The organism is Limisalsivibrio acetivorans (assembly GCF_000421105.1).
Classification (GTDB): domain Bacteria; phylum Chrysiogenota; class Deferribacteres; order Deferribacterales; family Geovibrionaceae; genus Limisalsivibrio; species Limisalsivibrio acetivorans.
On the sequence record NZ_ATWF01000001.1, the window covers coordinates 1480460 to 1494121 of the forward strand.

Below are 13662 nucleotides of genomic sequence, written 5' to 3' on the forward strand. Positions count from 1 at the left end.
TACCATAACACTTCCGCCTGTACTATTGATTTCGGGATTCATCTAAAAGCTCTTCCTCGCTCATGGGTTCAACGGTTACAGAGCTGAACTTGTGGTAGATAACAAAGCCGGGCGGAGTATTCTTCGGTTTCTTTACATGTTTTTTTCGGGTGTAGTCAACGACAACCTTTGTGTCATGCTTCGCCTTGCTGTAGCCTGCAACGATACGGGCGGCTCTGATTATGTCCTCCTCGGTGGGGCTTTCGTCACAACGAAGGATAAGATGGGATGATGGGATCTTCTGGGCGTGGAACCACAGGTCATCGGGGTTTGCATAACCGAAAACGAGCCTGTGGTTGCTTACGGAGTTGCGCCCTGCATAGGCCTTACCGCAATTCATGGAGAATGTCAGGAACTGCTTCTCCTTGTACTGCTGTTTCTTCCCCGTCCTGCTCTTTGCGTTCATCTCCTCCTCAAGCTCAAGGAGGTCACGCTCTCCTGCGGATTCCTCTATGAAGTAAATCTGTTCGTTTATATTCATAAGAAGCTGGCGAACCTCTTCCATCCGGTTGTTTATCTTGTTGATGCTCCGCTCCAGCTTTGCGGATCTGGCAAAGAGCTTGTCCATCCGCTCTCTCGGGTGCACACCCTCGGGGAGTGAGTAACTTACCTCCTCGACCCCCTCTTCGGTATAGCGGTTCAGGGTCATCTCCCCCTCTCCCCGCTCAAGAAGATGCATGTTATCCCGCACCAGCTCCGCCTCTGCCTGTATCCCTTTCCATTCCTCCGCCCTTTTCAGCTCCTCTTGAAGCTCCTTCATAAGGGATGCGTACTTCTTTCTCTGCTTTGCATAGAAGCTGAGGAGCCTGTCCTTCGCCCTTCCTTTGCGCTTCTCACGTGATACGGTGAAGAAACTCTCCAGTTCTTCGGCGGAAACCTCCCTCTCTGCGCCGGGTGCGGGGAAGGGGACAAGCTTACTCCTTGCATCCGCATAGAATTTTGCATCATCATAGATACAGCTCTTTATGTATATGCAGGTCTCCATGAAGCTGAACTCCTTTTGGTTCATGATGCTCTCGGCGTATTTTACTGTGAGGGGGTAAAAACCGGTCATAAGGCTGAAATCCTCGACTGGTGGGGGATTATCAAGGGAATACCGCTTGTTCATCTTCGGCTCGGTATATACAGAGCCAATGCCTATATCCCTGTCAGGATCGGGGTTGTTCCTGCTGTGCATGTATATAACGATACCGTTCTCATCGGTAACAAAGATGTTTGCCATCCTGCCGATGAGCTCGCAGATAACACGGTATGAGACTATCTTACCGCTGGGTCTGCGTTTAAGCAGTTCCATATGCATGACACGGTCATACTTCCTGCATCCTAAGCTTTTAAGGGTTGCTCCATTAAGGGTTTCAAGGCGTTTCTCCACAGCTCCATCGGGCTTTTCAGCTTTCAGCAGTGCGGGTACCCCGTCTCCCGTGCGCACACGCAGAACCATCTGCCCTTCGCCGAAAAGGGAGAAATACAGGGAATCATCCGTTACGGTGACCCTGTTAAGCCTGGAACCCCTCAGCTTCGGGCCTGTGATGTGCACAAGCTTTGTGAGGGTCAATCCATCCATTATTCGCCGCTATCCTCCGGTTTTTCCTTGAGATACTTGGCGAATGTCTTTTTGTCAAAACATTTCGAATAAGCCTCTTCGGGGCTGATGATCCCGGCTTCAAGATGGTCCTTAATTGCCTGATCCATGAGCTGCATACCCTCACCCCTTCCCGTCTGGATACTGGAGGGGATCTGGAAGGTTTTACCCTCACGGATGAGGTTGGCGATGGCACCGGTAACAAAGAGAATCTCAAGGGCTGCTACACGCCCACCTTTGTCCACCCTTTTGAAAAGGTTCTGGCAGATAACCCCCTTCAGAGATTCACTGAGCATTGCCCTTATCTGCGCCTGTCTCGCCGTGGGGAAGACATCGATGATCCTGTCCACCGTTTTGGCGGCGGAGTTGGTGTGGAGTGTTCCAAAGACGAGGTGCCCCGTCTCTGCGGCGGTGATGGCAAGCTCGATGGTTTCCAGATCACGCATCTCGCCGACGAGGATAACGTCCGGGTCCTCACGCAGGGCCGCTTTAAGCGCTGTTGCAAAGCTCTCCGTATGCGCTCTGACCTCTCTATGGTTCACCAGACACTTCTGTGGTCTATGCACAAACTCCACCGGGTCTTCCACGGTGAGGATATGGTCCGCCCTTGTCCTGTTGATATAATCAATTATCCCAGCGAGGGTTGTGGACTTACCGCTACCAGTGGCTCCGGTGACGAGGATAAGTCCCCGGCTGTAGTTTGCAAAGTTAAGAACCTGCGGCGGCAGACCGAGCTGTTCCACAGTGAGTATCTGCTCGGGGATAATCCTGAAAACAGCACCTATGCCGCGTTTCTGATACATATAGTTAGCACGGAATCTAGCCTTGCCCGGTATCTCATAGGCAAAATCTAGGTCTTTATTCTTCTGAAAGTTCTCCCATTGCAGAGGAGTGGCTATCTCCGATAGGAGCTCCTTGAGCATGTCGTTTGTGAGGAAATCGTATTTGAAGGGTATCTCTGTAAGCTCTCCATCCTTTCTTAGCAGTGGCTTAACTCCTGCTGAAAGGTGCAGGTCGCTCCCCCCCTCTTCCATCATATGATTAAAGAAAGCATCTATCTTCGCCATGGGCCTACTCCTGTGGTGTTGATTTGTGTAATACCCCGGAGGGTTAATTAGAATAATACACCATAAAAGCCCTCGATCAAAGACGCATCACTCAATGCCCGGCTACAATATTAATTATGTTCTGTTAATAAATTGTATTGACACGGGGAATTGCGGACATATTTTGTAATTAAAGGAAACGTAATAGTTTTCCCTCCCCTCCTTAACACACATTGGCCGGTCGCCAACTCCCCAAAAGGACCGGCCTTTTTTATGCCTAAATAAAAAAGCACACCCGTTGAGGGTGTGCTTCCACTGCGGTTAAAGCCTTTATTTAACATACTTTTTAAGGGTTTTCATAAGCTCTTCGACTATCTCCGAGCTGTCCCCCTCTTCCATGGATCTTTTTACACAGCTGTTTATATGATTTTCAAGGATGATGAGTGCGGAGCTGTCCAAAGCTCCACGTACCGCCGCAATCTGGTTTACAATATCGATGCAGTAGCTCTCATCCTCCACCATACGTATTATCCCGCCAAGCTGTCCGTGGGCTTTCTTAAGCCTGGCAAGGGTGTTTTCGTGTTTCAATCCTTAACCTCGTAGCCCTCTTCCTCGATGGCTTCTTTGATATCCGCAAGACTGCGCACAGAGGCATCGTACTTAACGGCCGCCTCACCCTTTTCAAGGTTCACCTCAACGGATTCTACTCCGTCAAGCTCGCCCACACCTTTCTCCACTGCCGCCTTGCAGTGTCCGCAAGTCATTCCGCTAACTTTAAGATCGATCCTTTCCATTATTGTCCTCCTTCTGTTTTTAGTTCAAAGCTCCACCGCTTAAGCCGGAGTGCGTTAAGCACAACGGAAACGGAGCTCATGGACATCGCCGCACCTGCGACTATGGGGCTTAAAAACCCTGCCGCCGCAAGGGGTATGCCCACGGTGTTATATATAAGAGCCCAAAAAAGGCTCTGCTTGATATTACTGAGAGCTGCCCTGCTTATGGCTAGGGAGGCGGCTATCTCACGCGGCGTACCTTTCAGGAGGGTAACGCCGGCGGTTTCCATCGCCACATCTGTGCCAGTACCCATGGCAACGCCCACATAGGCCGCCGCCAGAGATGGTGCATCGTTGATACCGTCACCCACCATAGCGGTTTTGCTCCCCTCTTCGGTGAGTTTTGCGATATGATCACGCTTACCCTCGGGGAGCACTCCGGCGATAACGTTATATATACCCGCCTTTGAAGCAATCGCCTTTGCGGCACGCTCGGAGTCGCCTGTGAGCATCCATACATCCATACCCAACCCCTTCGCCATGGCAACCATCTCGGGAGCTCCCTCCTTAAGCTTGTCTGCCACACCAAGAAGACCGGCCGCCTGACCGTCCACCGATACATAGATAACCGTCTTCCCCGCCGAGCCGAGCTCTTCCCCCATCCTTACGAGGGAACCGAACTCCACACCATCCATCATTGAGATGTTCCCGGCGGCAACGGAGCGACCCTTAACGGTGGCTGTAACACCCTTGCCGGGAACCGCCTGGATATCCGTTGCTTCGGGGTAATCATCGCCGTAATAGCGTATCACAGCACCGGCCAGAGGATGCTCCGAACCGGACTCCGCCGCCGCTGTGAGGGACAGCAGTTCGTCACGGCTGAAATCCCCCGCCATATATATATCCGTAACCGAGGGTTTCCCTTCGGTGATAGTACCCGTTTTATCAAGCACAAGGGTATCGGCCCTGCCCAGCTTCTCCAGATGCTCACCCCCCTTGAAGAGCACGCCCATTCTGGCGGCTCTCCCCGTTGCTGTCATAACAGATGTGGGTGTAGCAAGACCGAGGGCGCAGGGGCAAGCTATGACGATAACGCTGGTGAATATTATGATAGACTTGGTGAAGTCTCCACCGGTGAGCCCGAAATACCACACCAGAAAGGCCAGAGCAGCAAATATAACAACTGCTGGAACGAACCATGCGGAGACCGCATCCGCCATCCTCTGGACTGGCGCTTTGCTCTCCTGCGCTTCCTCCACCATCTTGACGATACGGGAGAGCATGGTGTTCTCACCCACAGCCGTTGCCCTAAAGCGGAGCCTGCCGTTTCCGTTAACCGTAGCTCCCGTAACCGCAGAGCCCTCCTGCTTGAATACAGGCACGCTCTCTCCGGTTACCATCGATTCATCTATATAGCTGCTTCCATCTATAATCTGACCGTCCACAGGTATCTTCTCGCCGGGGCGGACAACTATGACATCACCCTCTTTAACCTCTGCGGCATCGATCTCAACCTCGCCCCCCTCACGTTCCACCCTGGCCTTTTTTGCGCCAAGCTCCATGAGGCTATGAAGGGCAGAGGCGGTTCTGTCCTTTGCGGCGGATTCAAGGTATTTACCAAGAAGAACAAGGGTTATGAGCATCGCCGAGGTTTCGAAATAGAGGGGCCCGCCTGTAAATACATTGAAAACACTGTATACAAAGGCAGTGGTGGTTCCCATGGCAACAAGCACATCCATATTCGCCGAGCCGTGCCTGAGATTCTTGTATGCGCCTATGTAAAAGCGCCATCCTCCTAGCACCTGCACAATTCCTGCAAGGGCAAACTGCACGGGTGGACTCATTATAAAATCGGGGTATGCCTCGAAACCGACCACATGGGCGAACATACCCAATGAAAGGGGTAGAGTGAGCAGGATGGATATAAGAAGAACGGGCTTGAGGAGCCTGTCACCAACCTCGATCTCGCCGGACTCCTCCCTTGCACCGTAACCGATGTCGCTTATGTATGAGGTGATATCATCTACGTTCAGGGCATTTTCATCGTACACAACACGGGCTTTACCAGTGGAGAGGTTGACAGCAACCTCTGAAACTCCATCTTTTTTAGAAAGCTTCTTCTCGATTCGGGCTGAGCATGCAGCGCATGTCATCCCCGTCACATCGAGTCGTATTTCATTGGTGTTTTTTGTATTATCACTCATGCAACCGCCTTTCTTATCTATTGTAATGCCGGAATCCAGCAGAGTATACCTATACCCCGTATGGGTATCTTCATGGGACTAGAATAATCCTTTTACCGATTCAGTTCAAGGGGACTTTTGTAATTTTTTCGTAGTCAATTCCTGAAGGAAAGTCAGGCTGGGCATATACAAGCATCATCGAAAGATTCGCTTCAGCGGCATCCGGAATATTGCCACTCAGGGGGCTCAGTAAAACCCAAAAGGGGTTCCGGGATGTGAGGAATCAAACCATGCAATAAACAGCCAACAAACAGAGCAAATAGTTATACTCAGGGAAGGAGACAGAGGAAACAGCCTGGGCAGGTTTTGTCAGACGAGCCCCTTTGTCTTGGCCGCTTTGGTGGCAACATGAACAAGGCAGTCCTCAAGGTCTTCAAGACAGAAGGGCTTTTTGAGGAAACATTCGATATTGAGACCCTCCACCTGCTTATCGTAGTTAGGTATATCATAGGCAGACATAACAACCACAACGCTGTCGAGGTTAAGATCACGTATCTCACGTATCATATCTATACCGCTTTTCAGGGGCATCCAGAGATCTGTCAATATTATATCGGATTCTCTGTTCTTGTATATTTCAAGACCTTCGCAACCATCCGCCGCCAGCTCCACCCTGCCGAAGATCTGGCCGAGTATGACAGACATGGATTCACGGGCGTTCTTGTCATCCTCCACAAAGAGCACAGAAAGCTGTTTGAAGGCGGATTTCATCGCCTCGGAGACGTTGAGAGCCACATTCACCTCCTCTCTTACTAAGAATAGTATATACCCCTGACCCTGTTATCAAAAGACTTTTTCATCTGTTGCCTTTAGCCTTTTGGAAAGGATGTTGATTATCCTGTAGGAGAGTGCATGATTGATCCGCAGAAGCTCATCAAAAAGATCGGGATCGAGGCTGAATATAACGGAATTCTCCGCCGCAACCGCCGTTGCCGTTCGGGGGCAGTCTATGAGATATGCCATCTCGCCAAAGATCTCCCCTTTGCGTACACTGCTTATCGAATCAGGCGTTCCAGCCCTCCTTATCTCGACGGAGCCTGTGTATACGTAATAAATAGTTTTAGACTCGTCCCCCTGATGGAACAAGACCTCCCCTTCACGGTGGTAGTCCGCATACCTTTCATATACAGCACCAAGCCTGCCGAAAAGGAAGCTCTCCAAACGCTTTCTCCCACCCGACATATCGATGTCGAGGATCTTGTTTATAACCAGCAGGTCAAGGCTGTCGGAGACGTAGGTGAACTCCGCACAGATAAAAAAGAGCTGACAGGCGAAATAAACCCAAAGCAGTAGGAGGATAACAGTTCCGATGAAGCCGTAGATCATACTCAGATCCGCCGTCTGGGTGAAAAGAGTATAAAAGAGCTTCAACACCATAACCAGAACAATAAACAGGCCGGCCCCCTGCAGAGCGGCATTATTGCTGGGCTTTTTTACGGGTAGGAACCTGTAGGTGAAAAAGGCGAAGGCGAAGGCAGCGGAGGCTGGAATAAGAAGGCCCACAAGGCGCAGGAAGCCGGAAAGACCAGCGGAAAAACCTATGGACATGAAAAAGTTCTCTATGTGTATCGCCGCAAAGCGCAGCAGTACGAATGCTGTTATTACGATGAAGAGCCCCGGTATTATGAAGATAGAGATAATGTTCGTCATAAAGAAGTTCCGGCTCTTGCTGCTGGGGAAGATTACATCGAACGCCCGCTGGAAGGAGTTCAGGATAAGCCTGGACATCCAAAGCAGGTTCAAAACACCAAATACGCTGAAGGCTCCCTTAATCTTCGAACCGATACCCATCTCATGCAAAAAATCCTCGTTAAGGAAAGCACTTATGGAGGTTAAAAACTCAAAGAATACCCTGCTGAATCCGGGGTAGCTCTTAAGCACCGTATCAAATATTGTCAGCATCACCAGTATAATGGGGATTATTGACAGAAGAAAGTAGTAGGCAACAGCGCCGGCGTGGTTTGTCAGTTCGTTTTCGTAGTATCGGTTGAAGGCGATATATAGCTTTTGGCTGAAGGTTTCGAGTATGCGCACGGCTCCTCTCTAAACCACTTTGACGTGCCACGGCTCAAAACGGACGCCGTAGGGGTTTTTACGGTCATAGCGGATCCTCATGTAGCCGGATTCCAACAGTCTCGAGTACTCCCTTGTGGTGGCAAACTTATCTGTGAAGTTGGCGTACCCCCAGCCTTTTATACCCACATCGAAGTCACTGCATCCGTGGTACGAATACCCCGGAGGAGCGAGTGAACGGGAGGCCTGGCTGAGGTTGCCCTTAGTTTCCACAGCCTTACTGAAGAACAGGTACATCTGCTTTACAACGCTTCGTACACCGGAGGTTAGGGTCAGCGTCTTCATCTCTCCGGTTATCTTTCGATACGTATCGTACGCCTCGCCTTTATAGATATAATGTCCAGTTCCGGGAACCTTGACCATCCTGTTCTCATCCACCCTGAGGGTGAGTTCCGTAAGGATCTTTTCACCGTAGAAACCGTATTCGGCGGCGTTCCTGTAAAAGGTTCTCTCTATAAAATCGTGCTCATCCCTTGTGAATGTATCAAGCCTTCCAGCCCTGTCCATAAGGGTGAGTGCGTCATCGAAGTTGAGGATATTAAAGTTACCGTAGCCCACATACCCCTGCAGGGCTTTCAGCTTCTTCTGTACGGAGCAGAGTAGCTTAAAGTCATACATGGAGGCGTGGATATCATCGCTGTAAGTCCTGTCGAAATCCTGGATTTTTTTGAAGTATTCCCTGTTGAACCTGTTCTTATCGGTTTCTCTGCAGAGGGGTTCCGGCTCTTCTCCCTCACCAAACCCGGGGAACATGGAGGCGGACACACCTCCGGCGCTGAGCATTAAAGCTCCGATTGCGCCGGCCTTCAAAATGATTCTTCTTGATGAGTCCATTAACCAAAATCCCTGGGGAAGCTTCCCCTGTTTATACCCTTACTTTTAAAACATACAGAGTTGATTTTCAAGCATGATCGTCATCTGAGCAGTGGTACGGATACACCTGCATACCCCTCGGTCAGGGCGTAGGCGGCGAGCTCCTCCCCTCTGAGACTGCATTCCTTTGAAGGGTGTGCGAAAACCATACCTGTGGGAGGCCTGTTTTCTGAGCATGGGTCGTGGAGCACAACATCCGCCCCCTCCCCTTTACACGACAAGGAGGCAGCCGCACTAAGCTCCACAACGCCCCCTGTTTGGGGCGTTCCACCTTCACAAACAACGCTTTCCGCCATATGTTCCGGACACTCTCCGCAGACGAAAACGGGCATGCCAAGCTCCGCCCCCCTGTCGGTATATTCTTTTATATCGGCAAAGTTCGCCCCTGGTAAAACAAGAATCCCCTCCAGGGAGCTGTCCACTGGTATCAGCTCATGGATATAGCTGAGGGTTCCGTTATCGAAATCATCGTTGTCGCTGTCGTTTATTATCAGCTTTGCGTTCTCCGTCTGCAGGAACAGGGAGAAGTCGCAACCCGATGTCATAAACAGAGCGGTAAGCACGGTTATGATAACTATCTTCATATTTATATTATAGCTTAAAAATGGGGAAAAGAAAAAGGGGCCAGAAATGGCCCCTCGATAAAATTTAGAACTTGTATTTAACGTTCACAGCAAAGATGTGAGCGTAGTTGTCTTTGTAGGTTCCTTCCATATGCTGGGGAACGCCTGCGGGGTACTCGAAATCACCCGCCTGGTTATCGTAATCCCTAGCCTCATCCTGGAGGTAGTTATATGCAAGGTCGATACCGAGGTCGCCGAAATTAAGACCGGCACCGATAGTGTAAAGCCATCTGTCGCCGGAGGGGAGCATGGGGTCAACGGTTTCATCGGGTACGGGGGAGTAGTCCCTCACAAGTCCGAGACGGAGGTCAAACATCTCATTAAAGCTGTACTGTCCGCCGAGACGGAGCGCAAGGGCATCATTCCAGTCCTTGTCCTTACTGAGACCCACCTCAACAGACTCAAGCTGGTCGTAGCTGGACCATTCAGTGAACTGAATATCAAACTCCACAGTGAGCTTATCCCTTGTGTATGCTGTTCCGAGGTACGTTACGGCGGGGAGTGTAAGGTCAGCCGTTACATCGGTGTTGTAGGCATCATAGGGACGTGCTCCAAGGGCGGGTATAAGCTCGTTGTCACTGGTTTTAACATCACCCTTCGTGGTGTGCTTAACGGAGGAACGGTGGCTGAAGCCTACCTTCCAGTTTTTGTTAACCTCATAGAGCAGGCCGACATTGTAGCCGTATTCACCGCTTTCGGTGTTGAATATAAGATCGGTTTCCCTGTGCAGCTCACCGAGAACGGGGTGCATTATAGGAGCAAGCCTGCTTTCAAGGTTTACATCTACCTGCTGATAGAAGAAGCCGAAGGAGAGGCTCAACTTGTCCGAGGCCTCAAGGGCAACAACGGGGTTCAGCGTGTAGGTTTTGATCTCTGCATTTGTTCCGCCTATGAGGAATGAACCCTCCCAGTTATCGGGCCAGTCCGTTCCGAGGCCGAAGTTTGTGAAGGATCCGAGACCGATGCTGAACCTGTCGGAAACCTTATGGGTTATGTACATGTTGGGAACGATGAAAATCCTGTCCTCGGTGGTTGTGTCCTCACCGGCGTAGGCTCCGGGTACGGTGGTTGTACCGTCACTTTCGAAGCTTACAGAGGGTGTAATAACAGCAGCACCGATGGAGAACTGGGTCCCCTCAAGCTGGGTTATACCAGCGGGATTATAGTAAACAGCAGTGGGGTCATCCGCCTGAGCGGCAAATGCTCCACCCATTCCAAGGGCCTTTGCCCCCTGCTCGTTAATAGCAAAACCGCTTGCTAAAACCGTTGAAGGCACAAGCATCATAAGAAAAACAGCGTATAGAAACATCCGCTTAAGCATAAGCATCTCCTGTAGTAAATAGTGTATGGACAGTCATGGTGAGTCAGTTTCAGCTTAAGTTAAATATTTTGCGAACCTGCTCCACAAAGCCTTAAAAGTTTTATGATAAAGTTTTAATATTTGCAAGTGGAAAAATTGTGACAACTTATGAAGCATAGCCCCTCATTCCTAAACCATTCAAATATAGTCCATTCTCCCTTATAATGAACGTTCCAAAGCTATGTAGTAAGCTAGAATTGACACATTTATCCCAATATTAGGAGTTTACATCTTTCTATGAAAATCCGTATTGATAGTATATAATTCCCTTACTAACAAATGATTCCGTAATCCAGCCTGAGAGCTGAATAACAATACTCATACTCCAAGGTGAGAAGCATGGATACTCAACCGCAGGTAAACAAGTAAGAATATGATTATCAACAATATACGCAACAGTATAAGAAATAAAATCCTACTTGCCACCTCCTCGGTTACGCTGTGCATTCTTTTTATAAGCGGAATAATCCTCTACCAGTTTATTAAGTCGGAGATTGAAGACAGGATCGGCAAACAACTGGACAGAACCGCAGAAAGCCTTGCTGAGTATATAGAAACAGCCATTGAAACAGCTGCAGTACAAAGGCTTGAGGGTATAAACTCCGAACGCCTCCGGCAGCTTAACTACATTAATGAACTTGAATCCACCGGCGTGATTACCCCCGCCGAAGCCTCACTACAGATACAGGAAAGAGCTGTAAACAGCCCCATGGAAGGGGGGTTTGCTGTCATCAAGAGTCCCGCCGGCAAGCGGCTCAGCTATACCGGCGGCATATCACCACCTGTGATGCCGGATACTGAGCCTGGTGAATTCAGGCAGATTCTTTTCAACGGCGAGCCTTACATGACCCATACCGTTGTAATACCTTATCGCGGATGGATCATGGTTACGGCTGTTCCACTCAAGGCCTTTAAAGACAGCATCCGCAGTGATTCTGTCCGCCGGGATATACTATCCAGGAGATTCGGAACCAGCGGATACTCCTATATCATCGATACAGAAGGCTACATCGTTGTGCATCCCGTCCTCGACAATACCTCGGTAATGGAAAGCAAGGATGCCACAGGGCGTTATTTTATCAAAGAACTTGTTGAGAAAAGGAATGGACGAACATACTACCCGTGGAAAAACCCCGGTGAGGACGCTAGCAGGGAGAAGGTTGCCAGCCACCGGTATATACCATGGCTCGGCTGGATTGCCGCAACCTCAAGCTACATAGATGAAATATACAGCCCTCTTTACACCATCCGGGCATACTTTGTGGGGATCCTCACCCTCTCCCTTGCACTCATGATTCTCGCCTCCCTATGGGTATCATCATCCATCCTGAACCCCATCAAGGAACTGACCCGGACCCTCAAAAAGGCAGAAACGGACACATCCGTGAGAATGAATGTACGTGCAGAGGATGAGACAGGCGAGCTCGCCGAGATATTCAACTCATATATGGAGAAGCTGGAGGAGTACCAAAGCAGGCTTCAAAAGGATATCCTGAAAAGAGAGGAAGCGGAAAAAAACCTTATCCGCAGCCTGGAGATCGAGAAGGTTGTCTCCGACATATCCACCAGATTCATAAATACAACAGGGGAAAACTCCGGAACATCAATTATCTTCGCACTGGAAAGGATATGCAGAACCCTGGGCTCGGGGCGTGTCTCCATCTTCTCCATGGTGGACAGCAAAACTGCAAAATGCACATACTCATGGAGTGTGGATGGCAGATTCTCCAGCGGGGAGAGGATCCCCATGGACAAATCCCTCCCATGGCTTGAAAAGAAACTCAAAATGTTCAGAAGCGTCCACATCAAAAGTCTAAGCGATATTTTCGGTACGGCAGATACCGATGCCGAGTTCTTTAAAGGACGAGGAACTGAGTCCTTCCTCACAATCCCCATGAGTGTGGAGACCGAGAAGGATTCATTCATCCTGTTCGAGTTTTTCGAAGAAACGGGAAGGGATATAGAGAATAAAACAAACTCCCTTAAGATCTTCAGCGATATAATCGCAAACACCTTCAAAAGAAGGATCTGGGAAGACTCGCTCCAAAGCGCCTACGATATACTTGAAAAAAGGGTGGACGAAAGAACCGAGGAGCTGAACGAAAAGAACAAGATGCTTGAAAACTTCAACCGAAACCTAGAGGAAAAGGTCTATGAGGAGACTTCAAAACTGAGAAAACAGGAACAGCTCCTCACCCAGCAGGCAAAGATGGCCGCAATGGGGGAGATGATAGGGGCGATTGCGCATCAGTGGAGACAGCCCCTCAACGCCCTTGCAATCATCATTCAGGATATCGAGGAAGCGCAGGAGTTTGGAGAACTGGATGAGGCATACATAAAAGAAGCTGTCCCCCTCGCCATGAAACAGATAAACCATATGTCCATGACCATAGACGATTTCCGCAACTTCTTCCGCCCCAGCAAATCGATGGAGCGTATGGATGTAACACTGGCCATAATAGAGGTCATAACCCTCGTATCCTCCTCCCTGAACAACAACATGATCGACATTAACCTCACCAGCCGAAGAGGTGAGCGCATCTATCTCGATATCGCCCAGATAACAAAGCTCATCGAGCGGGGGATGCTCCACAGGCAGGCACACCACAGCATATATGTGGACGGATACCCAAACGAGTTCAAGCACGTTATCCTGAATATCATAAACAACAGTAAGGACGAGATAATACACCAGCGCAAAAACCATGGACACGATTACCAGGGGCTTGTTTTCATAGATGTTAATGCAGAGGGGGGCGACGTAAGGATCGCCATCAAAGATACCGGTGGGGGGCTCCCCGAGAGTGAGCTTACAAAGATCTTTGAGCCCTATTACACAACAAAGGATACCCAGAAGGGAACGGGCATAGGGCTTTATATGGCGAAGGTAATCATTGAGAACAATATGAACGGAAAACTCACCGCAAGAAACAGCTCAAAGGGTGCGGAATTTATCATATCGCTCAAGGAATCCACGTAAAACCCTGCTCATCTCCAAGCCTACAATCAGGCTAAACTATTAGTATCATATATCTTCTGCAACCACTGGC

11 protein-coding genes are annotated in these 13662 nt (G+C 49.6%); 1 reads left to right on the top strand and 10 read right to left on the bottom strand.

The genetic code is table 11. The features are described 5' to 3' along the window. Positions 1–22 precede the first annotated feature (22 nt). The 10 genes from K300_RS0107045 to K300_RS0107090 all read right to left on the bottom strand — a co-directional run bounded on the left by K300_RS0107045 (position 23) and on the right by K300_RS0107090 (position 10573). A complete protein-coding gene (locus K300_RS0107045) occupies positions 23–1603 on the bottom strand; it encodes an NFACT RNA binding domain-containing protein (RefSeq protein ID WP_022850965.1) in 1581 nt (526 codons plus the stop codon). Further along, positions 1603–2688, bottom strand: coding sequence for a type IV pilus twitching motility protein PilT (locus tag K300_RS0107050; protein ID WP_022850966.1), 1086 nt, complete (start codon positions 2686–2688; stop codon positions 1603–1605). Before K300_RS0107050 ends, K300_RS0107045 begins: the two co-directional genes overlap by 1 nt. A 309-nt stretch (positions 2689–2997) precedes the next feature. Further along, positions 2998–3255 (bottom strand): metal-sensitive transcriptional regulator, encoded by a 258-nt coding sequence (locus tag K300_RS0107055; protein ID WP_022850967.1) that lies wholly within the window; start codon positions 3253–3255, stop codon positions 2998–3000. Then, entirely contained in the window at positions 3252–3461 is a 210-nt protein-coding gene (copZ, locus tag K300_RS0107060; protein ID WP_022850968.1) for a copper chaperone CopZ, read from the bottom strand. The genes K300_RS0107055 and copZ overlap by 4 nt, the downstream gene beginning before the upstream one ends. Beyond that, positions 3461–5644, bottom strand: a complete 2184-nt coding sequence (locus K300_RS14920) for a heavy metal translocating P-type ATPase (RefSeq protein ID WP_022850969.1) — start codon at positions 5642–5644, stop codon at positions 3461–3463. Before K300_RS14920 ends, copZ begins: the two co-directional genes overlap by 1 nt. Before the next feature lie 348 nt (positions 5645–5992). Further along, a complete protein-coding gene (locus tag K300_RS16125) occupies positions 5993–6418 on the bottom strand; it encodes a response regulator transcription factor (protein ID WP_022850970.1) in 426 nt (141 codons plus the stop codon). Between the two features lie 48 nt (positions 6419–6466). Next, positions 6467–7717 carry a YhjD/YihY/BrkB family envelope integrity protein gene (locus tag K300_RS0107075; RefSeq protein ID WP_022850971.1) on the bottom strand — a complete coding sequence of 417 codons (1251 nt, stop codon included), beginning with the start codon at positions 7715–7717 and terminating at the stop codon, positions 6467–6469. Between the two features lie 9 nt (positions 7718–7726). After that, a complete protein-coding gene (locus K300_RS0107080; RefSeq protein WP_022850972.1) occupies positions 7727–8539 on the bottom strand; it encodes a M15 family metallopeptidase in 813 nt (270 codons plus the stop codon). A gap of 131 nt (positions 8540–8670) precedes the next feature. Next, entirely contained in the window at positions 8671–9213 is a 543-nt protein-coding gene (locus K300_RS0107085) for a hypothetical protein (RefSeq protein WP_022850973.1), read from the bottom strand. Between the two features lie 64 nt (positions 9214–9277). Continuing rightward, positions 9278–10573 carry an OmpP1/FadL family transporter gene (locus K300_RS0107090; RefSeq protein WP_022850974.1) on the bottom strand — a complete coding sequence of 432 codons (1296 nt, stop codon included), beginning with the start codon at positions 10571–10573 and terminating at the stop codon, positions 9278–9280. Positions 10574–10985: 412 nt separating this feature from the next. On the opposite strand from K300_RS0107090, the gene K300_RS0107095 reads away from it, so the two are divergent. After that, on the top strand, positions 10986–13592 hold the full coding sequence (locus K300_RS0107095) for a cache domain-containing protein (RefSeq protein WP_022850975.1): 2607 nt from the start codon (positions 10986–10988) through the stop codon (positions 13590–13592). Positions 13593–13662 lie beyond the last annotated feature (70 nt).

Bases quoted from the DNA above. Each gene is read 5' to 3' on its own strand.
- K300_RS0107045 (WP_022850965.1), bottom strand. From the start codon at position 1,603: ATGGATGGATTGACCCTCACAAAGCTTGTGCACATCACAGGCCCGAAG.
- K300_RS0107050 (WP_022850966.1), bottom strand. From the start codon at position 2,688: ATGGCGAAGATAGATGCTTTCTTTAATCATATGATGGAAGAGGGGGGG.
- copZ (WP_022850968.1), bottom strand. From the start codon at position 3,461: ATGGAAAGGATCGATCTTAAAGTTAGCGGAATGACTTGCGGACACTGC.
- K300_RS14920 (WP_022850969.1), bottom strand. From the start codon at position 5,644: ATGAGTGATAATACAAAAAACACCAATGAAATACGACTCGATGTGACG.
- K300_RS0107080 (WP_022850972.1), bottom strand. From the start codon at position 8,539: ATGCTCAGCGCCGGAGGTGTGTCCGCCTCCATGTTCCCCGGGTTTGGT.
- K300_RS0107085 (WP_022850973.1), bottom strand. From the start codon at position 9,213: ATGAAGATAGTTATCATAACCGTGCTTACCGCTCTGTTTATGACATCG.
- K300_RS0107090 (WP_022850974.1), bottom strand. From the start codon at position 10,573: ATGCTTAAGCGGATGTTTCTATACGCTGTTTTTCTTATGATGCTTGTG.
- K300_RS0107095 (WP_022850975.1), top strand. From the start codon at position 10,986: ATGATTATCAACAATATACGCAACAGTATAAGAAATAAAATCCTACTT.